The organism is Streptomyces sp. NPDC048442, from assembly GCF_040651475.1.
In the GTDB taxonomy this organism is placed as follows: domain Bacteria; phylum Actinomycetota; class Actinomycetes; order Streptomycetales; family Streptomycetaceae; genus Streptomyces.
In genome coordinates this window covers 176,191-195,045 of sequence record NZ_JBEZKB010000008.1, presented here as the reverse complement: position 1 = coordinate 195,045, position 18,855 = coordinate 176,191, and the positions used below count along the sequence as shown (strand labels likewise).

Sequence of the window (18,855 nt, the reverse complement as noted above, 5' to 3'; positions counted from 1 at the left end):
GAGACCTGCATGCGCGCCGCGGCGGCTCATTGCAGGAGCGCGAGAATTCCCGAGACTTCCAGCCAGCCGAACACGACCAGCAGGGGGACGAGAGCCACCACGACCATCCGGCTCGTCCGCACACTGTCCGACAGGCAGTCGCCGAGTTCCGACACGTGGGGCGCGTCGGGGTCGTAGACCACCGTCACGGACGCCCCGGCCTCCACGCTGCCGCCCGGCATCCAGCCGGACGTGCCCTTGTACGCGCGTCCGTCCAACTCGTAGCCGTAGCTCGCCTCCACGTAGTCCTCGCGCCAGGTCACCCCGGTGCACTCCCCTGCCGTCCGCAGACCTGCCCGCCTCAACCTCAGCCCCACCCGGATCCTGCGCACCGCGTGAAGGGCGAATCCGGCCAGCACCGCGAAGAGGAGGCCGAAGAACACCGGGAGTGCGATCGCCCCTGTCATGCCGCTCCACCTCCAGAACCCTGTAGAACACGGCTGGTTGACCGTCGGCCCATCGTGGCCCAGCAGCCCCTCTCGTATCGACGGGCGCCGCGGGGCAGGGAACAACAGGCCCGTAACCCGTAGGACACGAGCGTCAGCCGAAGAACGCTGCCAGCCGGGCCGGCCCCGGGCCGGCCGGCTCCTCGACGGGCGCCGGACGCTCCCCGCGAACTGCCCCGGAATCCGCCTGCGCGCCGGGCTGACCCGGCCGCACGACGGGCTCCGGAAACTCCAGCCGCTCCGCGTCCTCGTCCTGGTTGACCGTGGCGAACATCCAGTTGGACTCGGCGAGTTGGTCCACCACGGACGCCAGCAGATGATCCGTGACCTCCCACTCGGCCGCCTCCCCGTGCAGCTCCCGGGCCACCGCGCTGTCCCGCGGCAGGTGTTTCACCAGCACCGCCAGCCGCCGCGAGGACAGCCCGCCCCGGTGCCAGTCGAGCAGGTCGAGGCCGTAGTGCCGGAGCAGATCGGCCTCCAGGGCCTCGGCGTGTTCGTCGACGAACACGCCGAGGCTCAGCCTTCCCCCAGGCCGAGCCCGGTCTCCTTGCCGTACGCCTCCAGGATGGCGGCGATGTCCTGCATGGTGATCTCGTGGCGGTCGAACCGCGCGTACTGCTTTTCGCCGAGCAGCAGCCGCAGCAGCCCGTCGACGTCGTCGTCGTCCAGGGCGCGCAGCTTGCGGGCGACCCCGCGGGTCAGCTCGGTGGGCAACTCGAAGACGTCGTCGTCGAGTTCGAAGGTCCAGGCACGGCCGAGCGCTTCGAGACGCTGGGCGCGGGCCGCATTGACGTTGAAGCCGGACATACGGGGGGCTCCTCTGCTGGAGTCGGAGGGATACGGCGGGGGAGGAACCCACTCCGGGCTCTCCCCCGCCACCGGTCACACCTGCGTCACGCGGCGAACGACTTGTCCTTCATCAGCCACGTCGCCAGCGTCGGGCTCCCCTCGGCCGCCAGCGCCGTGAACGTGACCCCGAGCTTCAGCGCACCGGTGCGCGTGAGCGCGATCTCCTCGGTCTCGGTGACCTGACCGCGCGGAATGATGAAGCGGTACGTGACGTCCGCCCCGTCCTTGAACTCGATGCCGAGCTGCCGCTCGTCCTGCTTCGGCTCGGACGCCAGCTTGTACTGGTAGGTGTCCGCGACACCGGTGCCGGTGACCGGGGTGACGGCGTCGCCGCCCATGAAGAACGGCAGGGTGTCCATGTTCAGCTGGAGCAGCTGGAACTTCACCGTCAGGTCGCGGTCGGAGTAGATGAACCGCGCCGGGCTCACCGACTGCCAGGTGTCCACCGGGTCGATCTTGTCCTTCTTGTTGAACTTGATGCCGTCGGTGGTGGTGTACCCCAGCTCGGTCCAGCCGGCCGCCCAGGCGTCGCCGGTGTGCGCCGGTGCGGCCGGGCCGGTCGCACCCGCCTTCGCGACCAGGATGCGGCCGGAACCGGCCACGCGGATCTGACTGCCGTTGTTGCCTGCCATGTCTGCTCCTCGGAGAGGTGTCTGGAACTGCTCGGAAATGACGAAGGCCCCGCCGGTGGCGGGGCCTTGGAAAAGCGCGTGCGGGCCGTACGAGCGGTGCGCTGCCGTACGGATCAGGAGGGCCGGACCGAGATCCGGACGGTGGCGAGGTACCGGTTGCCGGCCGGCCGGAGGTAGTCCGGCAGCCAGCGCGGCCCGTCCGCCTCGACGACGTCGGTGACGAAGGCGTTGCCGTACGACGTGCCGGCCAGTGTGAGGACTGCGGCACGGGCGGCGAGCGCCACCGTGTGCGCGGCCGTCTTGTCCGGCCCGTACACCTCCAGGTCGACCAGCGGCTGGTCGAGGTGGAGGTCGTCCACCCACGCGCCGCCGACACGGGAGACGAGGACGGCGCGCTGGGTGCCGTCGAAGCCGGCCGGAGGACGGTTGTCGACCACCACCCCGGCCAGCTCCGGCCGGTTCTTGAGGTGGTCGACGACCAGCCGTTCCGCGTCCGGGAAGGCGAGGGGACTCACATGGACACTCCCTTCGGGGGGCCTGTGCTGCGGGTGCTTCGGAGAACTGTGGGTCCTTCAGGACCGCGAGTCCTTCAGGAACTGCGGGAACGCAAAAGCGGCAGGTCTGCCACCCGGTCGCCCGGGCACAGCTCTGCCGCTGCGCCAACTGTGATCCATGAACGCCGAGTTCGCAACCCGATAGGAGACCGGGGCCCGGAAACGCCGAAGGGCGCCCACCCCGCACGAAGCCGGGTGGGCGCCCTTCAGTGACGTACGTACGCCTTACTGGTTGTACGGACCGTAGTCGTAGTCCTCCAGCGGAACGGCCTGGCCGGAGCCCGTGCCGAACGGCGAGTAGTCGATGTCGTCGTAGCCGACGGCCGAGTACATCGCGGCCTTGGCCTCTTCGGTCGGCTCGACCCGGATGTTGCGGTAGCGGGAGAGACCCGTACCGGCCGGGATGAGCTTACCGATGATGACGTTCTCCTTGAGGCCGATCAGGGAGTCGGACTTGGCGTTGATCGCCGCGTCCGTCAGGACCCTGGTCGTCTCCTGGAAGGAAGCCGCGGACAGCCACGACTCCGTCGCCAGCGAGGCCTTGGTGATACCCATCAGCTGCGGACGACCGGAGGCGGGGTGACCGCTCTCCTGGACCACACGACGGTTCTCGGTCTCGAACTTCGAGCGCTCGACGAGCTCGCCCGGCAGCAGTTCCGCGTCGCCGGACTCGATGATCGTCACGCGGCGGAGCATCTGCCGGATGATGATCTCGATGTGCTTGTCGTGGATCGACACGCCCTGGCTGTTGTAGACCTTCTGGACTTCGCCGACCAGGTGGACCTGGACCGCACGCTGACCGAGGATCCGGAGCACGTCGTGCGGGTTGGTCGCACCGACGGTGAGCTTCTGGCCCACCTCGACCGCGTCGCCCTCGCCGACCAGCAGACGGGCACGCTTGGAGATCGGGAAGGGCGTCTCCTCGCTGCCGTCGTCCGGCGTGACGACGATCTTCTTGGTCTTCTCGGTCTCCTCGATCCGCACGCGGCCCTTGGCCTCGGAGATCGGGGCGACACCCTTCGGCGTACGAGCCTCGAAGAGCTCGACGACACGGGGCAGACCCTGGGTGATGTCGTCACCGGCCACACCACCGGTGTGGAAGGTACGCATGGTGAGCTGCGTACCCGGCTCACCGATGGACTGGGCGGCGATGATGCCGACCGCCTCACCGATGTCGACGAGCTTGCCGGTGGCCAGCGAGCGTCCGTAGCAGAAGGCACAGGTGCCGACCGCGGACTCACAGGTCAGGACCGAGCGGGTCTTGACCTCCTCCACACCGTGCACGACCAGCTGGTCGATGAGCACGTCGCCGAGGTCGACGTTGGCAGGCGCGATGACCTTGCCGTCGATGACGACGTCCTCCGCCAGCATGCGGGCGTAGACGCTGGTCTCGACATCGTCCGTCTTGCGGAGGATGCCGTCGGCGCCCTTCTCCGCGATCTTCAGCTTGAGGCCGCGGTCGGTGCCGCAGTCCTCCTCGCGAATGATCACGTCCTGCGAGACGTCCACCAGACGACGGGTCAGGTAACCCGAGTCGGCGGTACGCAGGGCGGTGTCGGCGAGACCCTTACGGGCACCGTGGGTGGAGATGAAGTACTCCAGCACGGACAGGCCCTCGCGGAACGACGCCTTAATCGGACGAGGAATCGTCTCGTTCTTGGCGTTGGACACCAGACCACGCATACCGGCGATCTGACGCATCTGCATCATGTTTCCTCGGGCACCCGAGTCAACCATCATGAAGATGGGGTTCGTCTTGGGGAAGTTCGCGTTCATCGCCTCGGCAACCTCGTTGGTCGCCTTGGTCCAGATCGCGATGAGCTCCTGAGTGCGCTCTTCCTTGGTGATGAGACCGCGCTCGTACTGCTTCTGGACCTTCTCGTCCTGGTCCTCGTAGCCCTTGACGATGGCCCGCTTGGCCTCGGGCACGACGATGTCGGAGACGGCCACGGTGACGCCCGAACGGGTCGCCCAGTGGAAGCCGGCCGCCTTCAGGTTGTCGAGCGTCGCCGCCACGATGACCTTGGGGTAGCGCTCCGCCAGGTCGTTGACGATCTCGGAGAGCTGCTTCTTGCCCACCGAGTAGTCGACGAACGGGTAGTCCTCGGGCAGCAGCTCGTTGAAGAGCGCACGGCCCAGGGTCGTACGGAGACGGAACGAGTCGCCGGTCTGCCACTCGCCCGTGCCGAAGCCGTCGGCCTCTTCCGTCGCCGGCGGGGTCCAGCCACGCGGCGGGACGGTGCCTACGGGGAAGCGGATGTCGACCTTCGCCTGGAGCGAGAGCTCCCGGTTGTCGAACGCCATGGTCGCCTCGGCCGAGGAGCCGAAGGAACGGCCCTCACCGATGACCTTGCGCTCTTCCTCGTCGGTCGTGAGGAAGAACAGGCCCAGCACCATGTCCTGGGTCGGCATGGTGACGGGACGACCGTCGGCCGGCTTCAGGATGTTGTTCGAGGACAGCATCAGGATGCGGGCCTCGGCCTGCGCCTCTGCCGAAAGCGGCAGGTGCACGGCCATCTGGTCACCGTCGAAGTCCGCGTTGAACGCGGTGCAGACGAGCGGGTGGATCTGGATGGCCTTGCCCTCGACCAGCTGGGGCTCGAAGGCCTGGATGCCGAGGCGGTGCAGCGTGGGCGCACGGTTCAGGAGAACCGGGTGCTCCGCGATGACCTCTTCCAGCACGTCGTACACGACCGTGCGGCCGCGCTCGACCATGCGCTTGGCCGACTTGATGTTCTGCGCGTGGTTCAGGTCCACCAGGCGCTTCATCACGAACGGCTTGAAGAGCTCCAGCGCCATGGCCTTCGGCAGACCGCACTGGTGCAGCTTGAGCTGCGGGCCGACGACGATCACGGAACGCGCGGAGTAGTCCACACGCTTGCCGAGAAGGTTCTGACGGAATCGACCCTGCTTGCCCTTGAGCATGTCGGACAGCGACTTCAGCGGACGGTTGCCGGGGCCCGTGACCGGGCGACCACGACGGCCGTTGTCGAAGAGCGCGTCGACGGCCTCCTGAAGCATGCGCTTCTCGTTGTTCACGATGATCTCGGGGGCGCCGAGGTCAAGGAGTCGCTTCAGGCGGTTGTTGCGGTTGATCACGCGGCGGTACAGGTCGTTCAGGTCGGAGGTCGCGAAGCGGCCACCGTCCAGCTGCACCATCGGACGCAGGTCCGGCGGGATGACCGGCACGCAGTCGAGCACCATGCCCTTGGGGCTGTTGCTCGTCGACAGGAACGCGGAGACGACCTTGAGGCGCTTGAGCGCACGGGTCTTCTTCTGGCCCTTGCCGGTGCGGATGATCTCGCGGAGGCGCTCGGCCTCCTCCTCGAGGTCGAAGGACTCCAGGCGCTTCTGCAGTGCAGCAGCACCCATCGAACCGTCGAAGTACGTGCCGAAGCGGTCACGCAGCTCGCGGTAGAGGAGCTCGTCGCCCTCCAGGTCCTGGACCTTGAGGTTCTTGAAGCGGTTCCACACCTCGTCGAGGCGGTCGATCTCGCGCTGGGCGCGGTCACGGAGCTGCTTCATCTCGCGCTCGGCACCTTCGCGCACCTTGCGGCGCACGTCGGCCTTCGCACCCTCGGCCTCAAGCTCGGCCAGGTCGGTCTCGAGCTTCTTGGCGCGGGCCTCCAGGTCGGAGTCACGACGGTTCTCGACCTGCTGACGCTCGACGGAGACGTGTGCCTCCAGCGAGGGCAGGTCGCGCGTCCGGCGCTCCTCGTCCACGAAGGTGATCATGTACGCGGCGAAGTAGATGACCTTTTCGAGGTCCTTCGGCGCGAGGTCGAGCAGGTAGCCAAGGCGCGAGGGAACGCCCTTGAAGTACCAGATGTGCGTGACGGGTGCGGCCAGCTCAATGTGGCCCATCCGCTCACGACGCACCTTGGCGCGAGTGACCTCGACGCCGCAGCGCTCACAGATGATGCCCTTGAAGCGGACACGCTTGTACTTGCCGCAGTAGCACTCCCAGTCCCGGGTCGGACCGAAGATCTTCTCGCAGAAGAGTCCGTCCTTTTCGGGCTTGAGCGTGCGGTAGTTGATGGTCTCCGGCTTCTTCACTTCGCCGTGGGACCAGGTCCGGATGTCGTCCGCGGTGGCGAGGCCAATCCGCAGCTCGTCGAAGAAGTTGACGTCGAGCACTTGTCGTCAATCCCTCTTTCGGGGGTTCGAGCCCCTCGCGTGAGCGAGATTAATGGGCACTTCAAATGGTCTGAACGGGTCCGGGGAGGGCCGGGAGTCCTCTACTGGGAGGACTCCCGGCCGGCCCGTCAGACCTCTTCGACGCTGCTCGGCTCGCGCCGGGACAGGTCGATACCGAGTTCCTCCGCTGCGCGGAAGACGTCCTCGTCCGTGTCACGCATCTCGATGGACATGCCGTCCGAGGACAGCACCTCCACGTTGAGGCAGAGCGACTGCATTTCCTTGATGAGCACCTTGAAGGACTCGGGAATGCCGGGCTCCGGGATGTTCTCGCCCTTGACGATGGCCTCGTAGACTTTCACGCGGCCGGTCACGTCATCGGACTTGATCGTCAGCAGCTCCTGGAGGGCGTAAGCGGCGCCATAAGCCTCCAGCGCCCACACCTCCATCTCACCGAAGCGCTGACCACCGAACTGCGCCTTACCACCCAGCGGCTGCTGGGTGATCATCGAGTACGGGCCGGTCGAACGCGCGTGGAGCTTGTCGTCGACCAGGTGGTGGAGCTTGAGGATGTACATGTAGCCGACCGAGACCGGCTCAGGGAACGGCTCGCCGGAGCGGCCGTCGAACAGGTTGGCCTTGCCCGAGGGCTGGACCAGCCGGTCGCCGTCGCGGTTGGGGATCGTGGCCTCGAAGAGACCGGTGATCTCGTCCTCGCGCGCACCGTCGAACACCGGGGTGGCGACGTTGGTGCCGGGCTCGACGCGGTCGGCGCCGATGACCTGCAGGCGCTGCGCCCACTCGTCACCCAGTCCGGAGACGTCCCAGCCGCGGCTGGCGAGCCAGCCGAGGTGGATCTCCAGGACCTGTCCCGGGTTCATTCGGGACGGCACACCCAGGGGGTTGAGGATGATGTCGACCGGGGTGCCGTCCTCCAGGAACGGCATGTCCTCGATCGGCAGGATCTTCGAGATGACGCCCTTGTTGCCGTGACGGCCGGCGAGCTTGTCACCGTCGGTGATCTTGCGCTTCTGCGCCACGTAGACACGAACCAGCTGGTTCACGCCCGGCGGCAGCTCGTCGCCCTCTTCGCGGTCGAAGACGCGGACGCCGATGATCTTGCCGATCTCACCGTGCGGCACCTTCAGCGAGGTGTCGCGCACTTCGCGCGCCTTCTCGCCGAAGATCGCGCGGAGCAGGCGCTCCTCCGGCGTCAGCTCGGTCTCGCCCTTGGGCGTGACCTTGCCGACGAGGATGTCTCCGGCCGTGACCTCGGCACCGATACGGATGATGCCGCGCTCGTCGAGGTCCGCGAGGACCTCTTCGGAGACGTTCGGGATGTCCCGGGTGATCTCCTCCGGGCCGAGCTTGGTGTCACGGGCGTCGACCTCGTGCTCCTCGATGTGGATCGAGGAGAGGACGTCGTCCTGCACGAGGCGCTGCGACAGGATGATCGCGTCCTCGTAGTTGTGACCCTCCCACGGCATGAAGGCGACGAGGAGGTTCTTGCCGAGCGCCATCTCACCCTGCTGGGTGGCGGGACCGTCGGCGAGGACCTGGCCTTCGATGACCCGGGAACCCTCGTTGACGACAACCTTCTGGTTGACCGAGGTGCCCTGGTTGGAGCGGGAGAACTTGGCGATCCGGTACGTGGTGTACGTGCCGTCGTCGTTGGCGACGGTGACGTAGTCCGCGGAAACCTCCTGGACCACACCCGCCTTCTCCGCCTTGACCACGTCACCGGCGTCGACCGCACAGCGGTACTCCATGCCGGTGCCGACGAGCGGAGCCTCGGACGTGATCAGCGGCACGGCCTGACGCATCATGTTCGCGCCCATGAGCGCGCGGTTTGCGTCGTCGTGCTCGAGGAACGGGATCATCGCGGTCGCGACCGACACCATCTGGCGCGGCGAGACGTCCATGTAGTCGACGTCGTCGCCCGGGATGTAGTCGATCTCGCCGCCACGGCGGCGGACCAGGACGCGCGACTCGGTGAAGCGCATGTCCTCACCGAGGGTCGCGTTCGCCTGGGCGATCACGAAGCGGTCTTCCTCGTCGGCCGTCAGGTAGTCGACCTCGTCGGTGACGACACCTTCGGTGACGCGGCGGTACGGGGTCTCGACAAAGCCGAAGGCGTTGACGCGGCCGTACGAAGCCAGCGAACCGATCAGACCAATGTTCGGGCCTTCAGGCGTCTCAATCGGGCACATACGGCCGTAGTGGGACGGGTGCACGTCACGGACCTCGAAGCCGGCCCGCTCACGGGAGAGACCACCCGGGCCAAGCGCCGACAGACGGCGCTTGTGGGTGAGACCCGACAGCGGGTTGTTCTGGTCCATGAACTGCGACAGCTGGCTGGTGCCGAAGAACTCCTTGATGGAGGCGACGACCGGCCGGATGTTGATCAGGGTCTGCGGCGTGATCGCCTCGACGTCCTGAGTCGTCATGCGCTCACGCACGACGCGCTCCATACGAGCCAGACCCGTGCGGACCTGGTTCTGGATGAGCTCGCCGACGTTGCGCAGACGACGGTTGCCGAAGTGGTCGATGTCGTCGGTCTCGACGACGATGTTCCGACCCGACTCGCCGACCGTCTCGACCTCGCCGGCGTGCAGCCGGACCAGGTACTTGATGGTGGCGATGATGTCCTTGCTGGTGAGGACACCCGCGTTCAGCGGCTCGTCGGCGCCGAGCTTCTTGTTCACCTTGTAGCGGCCGACCTTCGCGAGGTCGTAGCGCTTCGGGTTGAAGTAGAGGTTCTCGAGCAGCGTCTGAGCAGCCTCGCGCGTGGGCGGCTCGCCCGGACGCAGCTTGCGGTAGATGTCGAGCAGTGCGTCGTCCTGGCCCTGGGTGTGGTCCTTCTCCAGGGTGGCGCGCATGGACTCGTACTCGCCGAACTCCTCAAGGATCTGCTCGGTCGTCCAACCGAGAGCCTTCAGGAGAACGGTGACGGACTGCTTGCGCTTGCGGTCGATGCGGACACCGACCATGTCGCGCTTGTCGATCTCCATCTCCAGCCAGGCACCCCGGGACGGGATGATCTTGGCGGAGAAGATGTCCTTGTCGGACGTCTTGTCGATCGACGAGTCGAAGTAGACACCCGGCGAGCGGACCAGCTGCGACACCACGACACGCTCGGTGCCGTTGATGACGAAGGTGCCCTTGTTGGTCATGAGCGGGAAATCGCCCATGAAGACCGTCTGGGACTTGATCTCGCCGGTCTCGTTGTTGGTGAACTCCGCGGTGACGAAGAGCGGGGCGGCGAACGTGAAGTCGCGCTCCTTGCACTCGTCGATGGAGTTCTTCGGCGGCTCGAAACGGTGGTCGCGGAACGTCAGCGACATCGACCCGGAAAAGTCCTCGATCGGGGAGATCTCTTCAAAGATCTCTTCCAGACCGGACTTGGTGGGGACGTCCTGTCCGCTCTCGAGAGCGGCCTCGACGCGACCCTTCCAAGCGGCGTTACCGAGCAGCCAGTCAAAGCTCTCGGTCTGCAGCGCGAGGAGGTTCGGAACCTCGAGGGGCTCCTTGATCTTTGCAAAGGAGATGCGCAGCGGGGCGGTGCTTGCGCCGTTGTTCGTATTGGAGGTCGAGGCGTTGCGCGAGGCGGCCAAGAGGGGGTCCTTCCGAGGGCTCGGACTCACTACGCGCGTACCGGTCCCACATTGGACACAGAGACAGAAAAGCCCAGAACAGGGCAGTTCATTCCTCAGTGCTCAAACAGTGGGCATGCCCCTGGTGACGGGCAGGAGGCAGCTAACAGGCAGCGCAAAGGGTCAGTGTAGCCACTTGGCCCACTGATGTCCAGAGCGGGTTTTTTGGGACCCTCATCGGCCTCTTTGTTCTTCTCAACGCCACTGTCACGACTGCTGTTGCGCCTGCCTGTTGTTCCACGCCACGGGCGAACCCTCGCGCCCTCGGAGCGCACCTCGATACTGCCCTCTTCGCCGTCGATCCATGCCTCGGAGCCGGATCGTTGTGACGACGCGTCCTGAGAATTGCGCGCTGCGTGCCGTTCGTCAAGGCCCCCCGCCCCCTCGGAGGCTTGTCACCCGCCCGGACCGCCTCAGCGGCTGTACAGCGGGCGCTCAGTGGGCCTGTGGGGGCGCACAACGAAGATCACCATACTCGCCGGGGAGCGATGAGCCCAGCCGCCGGAGGAACGCCGAAGGGCGACCACCCCATTGGGTGATCGCCCTTGGCTGTGCCGGCGTTACACGCCTTGCGGCGTTTCTCCGGCAAAAAGAGTCTTAAGACTCAGAAGGTCACTTGACCTCGACGGCCGCACCGGCGCCCTTGAGGGACTCGGCAGCCTTCTCGGCGGCCTCCTTGGTGACCTTCTCGAGGACCGGCTTCGGAGCGCCGTCGACGAGGTCCTTGGCCTCCTTCAGACCCAGCGAGGTGAGCTCACGCACGACCTTGATGACCTGGATCTTCTTGTCGCCGGCACCGGTGAGGATGACGTCGAACTCGTCCTGCTCCTCAGCGGCCTCGGCAGCCGGGCCGCCCTGGGCGGGGCCGGCAACGGCGACGGCCGCGGCGGCGGTGACGTCGAACTTCTCCTCGAAGGCCTTCACGAACTCGGAGAGCTCGATGAGGGTGAGCTCCTCGAACTGAGCGAGCAGGTCTTCCTGGCTGAGCTTCGCCATGATGGCGTCCTTCCACTAATTCGGCAGGTGCCGGAGTTAAATGTCGGCGGGCGTACTGTCGGCCCGCTGCGGCCGTCTCCCTACCGGGCTACGACCAATGCGCGAGCCGAGTTACTCGGCACCGCCCTGCTCTTCGAGCTTGACGCGAAGCGCTTCCGCAGTGCGGACGAACTTCGACGGAAGCGCCTGGAAGAGCTGCGCAGCCTGAGTCTGCTTGCCCTTCATGGCACCCGCCAGCTTGGCGAGCAGAACCTCGCGGGACTCGAGGTCCGCGAGCTTCTTGATCTCATCGGCGGTCAGCGCCTTACCGTCAAGGACACCGCCCTTGATGATGAGGTTCGGGTTCTCCTTGGCGAAGTCACGAAGACCCTTCGCCGACTCCACCGGGTCACCGGTGATGAAGGCAACCGCCGTCGGACCAGTGAACTGGTCGTCCAGCGAAGAGATCCCGGCCTCGTTGGCCGCAATCTTGGTCAGCGTGTTCTTCACCACGGCGTACTGGGCGTTCTCACCGAGCGAACGACGCAGCGTCTTGAGCTGCGCAACGGTGAGACCCCGGTACTCGGTCAGCACAGCGGCGTTCGAGCTGCGGAACTGGTCCGCGAGCTCGGCTACCGCGGCAGCCTTGTCGGGCCTTGCCATAGAGCGTCGGCCTCCTTCCGGGTGATGAGGACCGCTCAGAAGGGGCTGGAAATACGAAACGCCCCGGCGCAAGCGCACGGGGCTGAGCTCAACCAGAATGAACCGGGAACTTTCCACGAACACCTGCGCAGGTCGTCCGCGTCTTTCCAGCGGATCCTTCGGCCACCACGTCCTCTTACGAGCACGCGACAACGACCAGCGGTCTTTGGCTTCCTCGGAAGAGTACGCGACGGTGTCGAGGTCAGGCAAATCGGCCGGACGGCCCCCGGACCTGGGGCCGTCCGGCCGCATTCCGTCAGCCCTGCTGCTGCTGCTTCTGCTTCTGCTTCTTCATGAGCTCCTTGAAGTCGAGCGTCTCTCCCGCCGGCGGGGCCTCGGCGGTGACGTCCACGCCGTAGTCCGTGTAGAAGGCGGTGGTGTTGAACGGGCCGTTCTTCGTCGCGGAGCGCTCGGCCTTCTTCACCAGGAGGTCCTCCTTGTCGACCCAGATGTCGACGGTGCTGGTGGTGATGCCCGCCTGCTCCAGCTGGCTCTTGAGGCCCGCGAGGGTCTTCGCGTCGAGCCCCGAGTTGGCCTCGGCCATCTTCTGGACGTCGAGGGTGCCCGTGTAGTGCGTGGCCCGCACACCGCGGACGTCCTCCTTGCCGACCTCCTTGACCTGCCCGGAGGCCAGCAGCTGCTTCACGCCCTGCTCCGGGGTGGAGTTCTGCATCTGGTCCTTCAGCAGAGCGCCGCTGGGGCCCATCAGCTTGACCATGTCGTCGTACGAGTAACGGATCCAGGACTTGCCGCCCAAGTCCTTGGCGAAGGCGGGCCCCATGTCGAGGTAGTACGCGTCGGGGAGGTAGCGGGCCTCCATCTTGCCGTCGCTGCCGGATTTCTTCAGGTTCTCGGCCATCGGGCCGTTGGTGTACCTGAGGTCCATGACTCCGGTGACGCCGTTGTCCCAGCGGATCGCACCCTTGCTCTCGGTGCCCATCGTGCTGCCGACCGACATGGTGCTCTCGACCTTCGCGGACTTCGCGGCGCCGGCCTTCTTCTGGACGGACTGGAGCACGCTGAGGGCGCTGCGGGCGCTGTCCGTGCCGCCACCGGCCTGCTTGCCGCCGCTGCCCGCCTGCCTGCCGCCGCTGCCATCGCTGCCGCCCCCATTGCCTCCACCGTCCCCGTTACCGCCGCCACAGGCGGCCAGGCCGGTCAGCGCGACCACCGTCAGCACGGAGAGACCTGCACGACGTACGAGTGCCCTGTTCATATGTCCTCAATTCGGCGAGAAGGGACTGGAAAGCGAAAAGCCGGGCTGCACCCCTGCGGAGAGGGATGCAACCCGGCTTCGATGCGCGGAACCCGCGGCAGCCTTACGAGTCAGTCGACTCAGACGGCGGCCGGGTCCTCCTCGACGAGGAGGTTGCGGGTGCGGTTGGAGTCCAGCGGGATGCCGGGGCCCATCGTGGTGGCCAGCGTGGCCTTCTTGATGTAGCGGCCCTTGGCGGCGGACGGCTTCAGACGGAGGATCTCCTCCAGCGCCGCTGCGTAGTTCTCCACCAGCTTGGTCTCGTCGAAGGAGACCTTGCCGATGATGAAGTGCAGGTTCGAGTGCTTGTCGACGCGGAACTCGATCTTGCCGCCCTTGATGTCCGTGACAGCCTTCGCCACGTCCGGGGTGACCGTTCCGGTCTTCGGGTTCGGCATCAGACCACGCGGACCGAGCACGCGGCCGAGGCGGCCGACCTTGCCCATGAGGTCCGGGGTGGCGACGACGGCGTCGAAGTCCAGGCGGCCCTTGGCCACCTCGTCGATCAGTTCGTCGGAGCCGACGATGTCGGCGCCAGCGGCTTCCGCGGCCGCAGCACGGTCACCGGTCGCGAAGACCAGGACCCGGGCGGTCTTGCCGGTGCCGTGCGGAAGGTTGACGGTGCCGCGGACCATCTGGTCGGCCTTGCGCGGGTCGACACCCAGACGCATGGCGACCTCGACGGTGCCGTCGAACTTGACCGAGCTGGTGTCCTTGGCGATACGGACGGCCTCGAGGGGGGCGTACAGACGCTCCGAGTCGATCTTGGCGTCCGCAGCGCGGAGAGACTTGCTGCGCTTCACTGCTGCTCCTGTGTCAGGTATTCACCATGCGGCTTCCGCCGCGTGGCATGTGTGGAGTCGTGGTGCGGGCCGGCGCGTGGCCCTACCACTGGTCGTACGAGGGGGCTGTCAGCCCTCGACCGTGATGCCCATGGAACGGGCGGTGCCGGCAATGATCTTGTCGGCGGCGTCAAGGTCGTTGGCGTTCAGGTCGGGGAGCTTGACCGTCGAGATCTCGCGCACCTGAGCGGCGGTGAGCTTCGCGACCTTGGTCTTGTGGGGCTCGCCCGATCCCTTGTCCACACCTGCGGCCTTGAGGATCAGCTTGGCGGCCGGCGGGGTCTTCGTCACGAAGGTGAAGGAGCGGTCTTCGTAGACCGTGATCTCCACCGGCACGACCATGCCACGCTGCGACTCGGTCGCGGCGTTGTAGGCCTTGCAGAACTCCATGATGTTGACGCCGTGCTGACCGAGCGCCGGGCCGACCGGCGGGGCCGGGTTGGCGGCGCCCGCGTTGATCTGGAGCTTGATAAGCCCCGTGACCTTCTTCTTCTTGGGAGGCATTGCTCTCTCCGGGTCCTAGTGAGAGTTTCGGCCATCCATCCGATCATCCGGATGGAGGCATACCGCACAACGATAACGGGTATAGACGTGCGGCTAAAAACCGAGCAGGTCAGACCGGCTTTGGAAGCCCGATCTGACCTGTTCGGAAGCTCTTGTCAGAAGTGCCCCTGGGAGGGTCAGTTCTTCTGGATCTGGTCGAAGCTGAGCTCGACCGGAGTCTCACGGCCGAAGATCTCGACGAGACCCTTGACCTTCTTCGAGTCGGCGTTGATCTCGTTGATCGTGGCCTGAAGCGTGGCGAACGGACCGTCCGTGACGGTGACCGCGTCGCCGACCTCGAAGTCCAGGACCTCGACGGCGAGCTTACGGGCCGGCGCCGGCTTGCCCTCGGCCTCGGCGGCCTCGCGGGCTGCCTTCTCCTCGGCCTCCGGGGCGAGCATCTTGACGATCTCGTCCAGGGTCAGCGGGTACGGGTCGTAGGCGTTGCCCACGAAGCCGGTGACGCCGGGGGTGTTGCGGACGACGCCCCAGGACTCGTTGGTGAGGTCCATGCGCACCAGGACATAGCCCGGAAGCTTGTTCTGGCGGACGTTCTTGCGCTCGCCGTTCTTGATCTGAACGATTTCTTCTTCCGGCACTTCTGCCTGGTAGATGAACTCTTCGACGTTCAGGGAGACGGCGCGCTGCTCCAGGTTGGCCTTCACGCGCTTCTCGTACCCGGCGTAGGTGTGGATGACGTACCACTCGCCGGGCAGGGTGCGCAGCTCCTCGCGGAGCGCCACGATCGGGTCCACCGGCTCGGCGGGATCGACCTCGGCCGCTGCCTCGTCGGCCTCGACCTCGGCGGCTTCCGCGTCGACCTCGTCGGCCTCCGCAGCATCCTCGGCGGCAGCCTCGTCCTCGTCGGTCTCCGCGACCGCTACGGCCTCGTCCTCGACGTGCATGGCAGCTTCCTCGGCCGGCTCGCCAGCGGCGGCGTCGGCAGCTTCGGCCTGGTCGGGCTCCACAGCGTCCGCCGCCTCAACGATGGCGGTCTCGTCCTCAACGGACTCGAAGGAGCCCGCCGCCGGCTCGCCGGCATCGTTCAGGTTCGGGTCAGACACGGTGGCTGCTTCTTCCTGGATACACAAATGGGTGGAACGCGCGAAAGGGGCGCCCAATGGAGGCGCCCTACGCGAGTAGTGCTTAGCCGAAGACGTACTTCACAGCGGCCGAGAAGCCCTGGTCGATCACAGTCACGACGCCGATCATGATCACGACGAAGACGATGACGACAGTGGTGTACGTCGTCAGCTGACTGCGGGTGGGCCAGACGACCTTGCGCAGCTCCGCGACGATCTGGCGGTAGAACTGCGCGAGGCGGCCGAGCGGGCCCTTTTTGCCCCGCTTGCCGCCCTTTCGCGCCTTCTTCGGCACTTCGTCCTGGGCATCAGGCATGTCGATGGAGCCTACGGCGTCCGTCACGCTACTCACCTGATTCCGGGTCGTGGCCGTGCCGCGCCCGGTGGAGCCGCACGACAATGCAGAGAAGTACGTACATGCGCACACATCCCGGCGAAGGAGTGTGTAGCAGGGCCGGAGGGACTTGAACCCCCAACCGCTGGTTTTGGAGACCAGTGCTCTACCAATTGAGCTACGACCCTTTGTGGTTCCCCCAACCTACCGCATCCGACTGAGTGCACGGAGTGCGCTCGGTGGAGCGGGCTGCTGTGGGCCAACGACAGGTGAGTGTACGTGCTCCGCGGCCCGGCGTCGAACAGAAAGGGCTCCGACGTGCCCCGGACCAGTCTGTGAAACCCCTGTACGGGGGCGGTAGATGGTCTGGGACGATGGGTCGCATGAGCGCTGCTACTCCTCCGACCGAGCGCCGGGTATCCGCCCGCATCGGTGCCATTTCCGAGTCCGCCACCCTTGCCGTGGACGCGAAGGCGAAGGCCCTCAAGGCCGCCGGCCGGCCGGTCATCGGCTTCGGCGCGGGCGAGCCCGACTTCCCGACGCCGGACTACATCGTCCAGGCCGCGATCGAGGCCTGCTCGAACCCGAAGTACCACCGTTACACCCCGGCGGGCGGGCTCCCCGAGCTGAAGAACGCGATCGCCGCGAAGACGCTGCGCGACTCGGGCTACGAGGTCGACGCCTCGCAGGTCCTGGTCACCAACGGCGGCAAGCAGGCCATCTACCAGGCGTTCGCCGCGATCCTCGACCCGGGCGACGAGGTCATCGTCCCGGCTCCGTACTGGACGACCTACCCCGAGTCGATCCGGCTCGCGGGCGGTGTGCCGGTGGAGGTCATGTCCGACGAGACGACCGGTTACCGGGTCTCCGTCGAGCAGCTGGAGGCCGCGCGCACCGAGCGCACCAAGGTCGTCCTCTTCGTCTCGCCGTCGAACCCGACCGGCGCGGTCTACAGCGAGGCCGACGCCGAAGCGATCGGCCGCTGGGCGCACGAGCACGGGCTGTGGGTGCTGACCGACGAGATCTACGAGCACCTGGTCTACGGCGACGCGAAGTTCACCTCGCTGCCGGCGATCGTGCCCGAGCTGCGCGACAAGTGCATCGTGGTCAACGGCGTGGCGAAGACGTACGCGATGACCGGCTGGCGGGTCGGCTGGATCATCGGCCCGAAGGACGTGGTGAAGGCCGCGACGAACCTTCAGTCGCACGCCACGTCCAACGTGAGCAACGTGGCGCAGGTCGCCGCGCTCGCCGCCGTCTCCGGTCCGCTGGACGCGGTCGACGAGATGCGGGTCGCCTTCGACCGGCGCCGCCAGACGATCGTGCGGATGCTCGGCGAGATCGACGGCGTGATCTGCCCGACGCCCGAGGGCGCGTTCTACGTGTACCCGTCGGTGAAGGGGCTGCTCGGCAAGGAGATCCGCGGCAAGCGCCCGCAGACCTCGGTCGAGCTGGCCGCGCTGATCCTGGAGGAGGTGGAGGTCGCGGTCGTTCCGGGCGAGGCCTTCGGGACCCCGGGTTACCTGCGGCTTTCGTACGCGCTGGGTGACGAGGACCTCGTCGAGGGCGTGTCGCGGATGCAGAAGCTGCTTGCGGAGGCGCGCGACTGACGCCGCCCCCACCATGACGGTCCTCCGGCCCTGTGGCCGGAGGACCGTTTCTGCGTTCGGGGGTGCACCCGTTGGGGAAAAGACACTTCCGGGCGCGTCGCACGTACGGCAAGATCCTTGGATGCCCGTCCTTTCAGGGGGGAACCCCCCGAACCCCCCGCGTGTACGTGATCTGACCCTGCTCCCCAAGGCTCATCTGCACCTGCATTTCACCGGGTCGATGCGGCCCTCGACCCTGCTGGAACTGGCCGACCTGCACGGGGTCCATCTGCCCGATGCGCTGACCAGCGGTCAGCCGCCGAAGCTGCGGGCGACCGACGAGCGGGGCTGGTTCCGCTTCCAGCGGCTGTACGACGCGGCGCGGTCGTGTCTGCGTACGCCCGAGGACATCCAGCGGCTGGTGCGCGAGGCCGCCGAGGAGGATGTGCGGGACGGGTCGGGGTGGCTGGAGATCCAGGTCGATCCGACGTCGTACGCACCGCTGCTCGGCGGGCTGATTCCGGCGCTGGAGATCATCCTGGACGCGGTGGACAGCGCGTCGCGGGAGACCGGGCTCGGGATGCGGGTGCTGGTCGCGGCGAACCGGATGAAGCACCCTCTTGATGCGCGGACGCTGGCGCGGCTCGCGGTGCGGTACGCGGACCGCGGGATCGTCGGCTTCGGTCTTTCGAACGACGAACGGCGGGGAATGGCCCGGGACTTCGACCGCGCCTTCTCGATCGCCCGCGAGGGCGGGCTCCTTGCGGCTCCGCACGGCGGTGAGCTGACCGGGCCCGCTTCCGTACGGGACTGCCTGGACGACCTGCACGCTTCGCGGATCGGGCACGGGGTGCGGGCCGCCGAGGACCCGCGGCTGCTCAAGCGGCTCGCGGACCGGGGCATCACCTGCGAGGTGTGCCCCTCGTCGAACGTCGCGCTCGGGGTGTACGAAAAGCCCGAGGACGTGCCGCTGCGCACCCTCTTTGAGGCGGGGGTGCCGATGGCGCTGGGGGCGGACGACCCGCTGCTGTTCGGGTCGCGGCTGGCCGCGCAGTACGAACTGGCGCGGGAGCACCACGGGTTCACCGATGCCGAACTGGCCGAGCTGGCACGGCAGTCGGTGCGCGGGTCGGCCGCGCCCGCAGGCGTACGGGAGGAGCTGCTGAGCGGGATCGACGCGTGGCTGGCGGGGTGAGCACTGCCCGTCGGCGCGCGGCCGGCGG

General features: G+C 66.9%; 16 protein-coding genes and 1 tRNA gene. 2 read left to right on the top strand and 15 right to left on the bottom strand.

The window, feature by feature from the left end:
* Positions 1-26 precede the first annotated feature (26 nt).
* From AB0D18_RS15185 to AB0D18_RS15115, 15 genes are all read right to left on the bottom strand, one after another.
* Positions 27-446 carry a DUF3592 domain-containing protein gene (locus AB0D18_RS15185; RefSeq protein WP_362417214.1) on the bottom strand — a complete coding sequence of 140 codons (420 nt, stop codon included), beginning with the start codon at positions 444-446 and terminating at the stop codon, positions 27-29.
* Positions 447-579: 133 nt separating this feature from the next.
* Positions 580-993, bottom strand: coding sequence for a hypothetical protein (locus tag AB0D18_RS15180; protein ID WP_362417211.1), 414 nt, complete (start codon positions 991-993; stop codon positions 580-582).
* Between the two features lie 8 nt (positions 994-1,001).
* Entirely contained in the window at positions 1,002-1,292 is a 291-nt protein-coding gene (locus tag AB0D18_RS15175) for a hypothetical protein (RefSeq protein WP_362417208.1), read from the bottom strand.
* An 86-nt stretch (positions 1,293-1,378) separates the two neighbouring features.
* On the bottom strand, positions 1,379-1,966 hold the full coding sequence (locus AB0D18_RS15170) for a phage tail protein (RefSeq protein WP_362417205.1): 588 nt from the start codon (positions 1,964-1,966) through the stop codon (positions 1,379-1,381).
* A 113-nt stretch (positions 1,967-2,079) separates the two neighbouring features.
* Complete coding sequence (locus AB0D18_RS15165; RefSeq protein ID WP_362417202.1) at positions 2,080-2,481, bottom strand: hypothetical protein; 402 nt, start codon at positions 2,479-2,481, stop codon at positions 2,080-2,082.
* A gap of 264 nt (positions 2,482-2,745) precedes the next feature.
* Positions 2,746-6,657 carry a DNA-directed RNA polymerase subunit beta' gene (locus AB0D18_RS15160; RefSeq protein ID WP_362417199.1) on the bottom strand — a complete coding sequence of 1,304 codons (3,912 nt, stop codon included), beginning with the start codon at positions 6,655-6,657 and terminating at the stop codon, positions 2,746-2,748.
* 128 nt (positions 6,658-6,785) lie between these two features.
* On the bottom strand, positions 6,786-10,271 hold the full coding sequence (gene rpoB, locus AB0D18_RS15155; protein WP_362417196.1) for a DNA-directed RNA polymerase subunit beta: 3,486 nt from the start codon (positions 10,269-10,271) through the stop codon (positions 6,786-6,788).
* A gap of 651 nt (positions 10,272-10,922) precedes the next feature.
* Entirely contained in the window at positions 10,923-11,306 is a 384-nt protein-coding gene (rplL, locus tag AB0D18_RS15150) for a 50S ribosomal protein L7/L12 (protein WP_362417193.1), read from the bottom strand.
* 111 nt (positions 11,307-11,417) lie between these two features.
* On the bottom strand, positions 11,418-11,948 hold the full coding sequence (gene rplJ, locus AB0D18_RS15145; RefSeq protein ID WP_362417190.1) for a 50S ribosomal protein L10: 531 nt from the start codon (positions 11,946-11,948) through the stop codon (positions 11,418-11,420).
* Positions 11,949-12,243: 295 nt separating this feature from the next.
* The gene (locus AB0D18_RS15140) at positions 12,244-13,203 is read right to left on the bottom strand and encodes a hypothetical protein (protein ID WP_362417188.1); all 960 of its coding nucleotides are present in this window, start codon (positions 13,201-13,203) and stop codon (positions 12,244-12,246) included.
* A 119-nt stretch (positions 13,204-13,322) separates the two neighbouring features.
* A complete protein-coding gene (gene rplA / locus AB0D18_RS15135) occupies positions 13,323-14,045 on the bottom strand; it encodes a 50S ribosomal protein L1 (protein ID WP_362417185.1) in 723 nt (240 codons plus the stop codon).
* A gap of 108 nt (positions 14,046-14,153) precedes the next feature.
* Positions 14,154-14,588: a 50S ribosomal protein L11 gene (gene rplK / locus AB0D18_RS15130; protein ID WP_214974378.1), complete on the bottom strand. Its 435-nt coding sequence runs from the start codon at positions 14,586-14,588 to the stop codon at positions 14,154-14,156.
* Between the two features lie 176 nt (positions 14,589-14,764).
* Positions 14,765-15,691 (bottom strand): transcription termination/antitermination protein NusG, encoded by a 927-nt coding sequence (gene nusG, locus AB0D18_RS15125; RefSeq protein ID WP_362417181.1) that lies wholly within the window; start codon positions 15,689-15,691, stop codon positions 14,765-14,767.
* Between the two features lie 82 nt (positions 15,692-15,773).
* Positions 15,774-16,052, bottom strand: a complete 279-nt coding sequence (gene secE / locus AB0D18_RS15120; RefSeq protein ID WP_362417178.1) for a preprotein translocase subunit SecE — start codon at positions 16,050-16,052, stop codon at positions 15,774-15,776.
* 106 nt (positions 16,053-16,158) lie between these two features.
* A tRNA-Trp gene (locus AB0D18_RS15115) sits at positions 16,159-16,231 on the bottom strand.
* A gap of 195 nt (positions 16,232-16,426) precedes the next feature.
* Between AB0D18_RS15115 and AB0D18_RS15110 the strand changes: the two genes are divergently transcribed.
* Together AB0D18_RS15110 and AB0D18_RS15105 are read left to right on the top strand one after the other, a co-directional pair.
* The gene (locus AB0D18_RS15110; RefSeq protein ID WP_362417176.1) at positions 16,427-17,653 is read left to right on the top strand and encodes a pyridoxal phosphate-dependent aminotransferase; all 1,227 of its coding nucleotides are present in this window, start codon (positions 16,427-16,429) and stop codon (positions 17,651-17,653) included.
* A 121-nt stretch (positions 17,654-17,774) separates the two neighbouring features.
* Entirely contained in the window at positions 17,775-18,827 is a 1,053-nt protein-coding gene (locus AB0D18_RS15105) for an adenosine deaminase (RefSeq protein WP_362417173.1), read from the top strand.
* Positions 18,828-18,855: the final 28 nt, after the last annotated feature.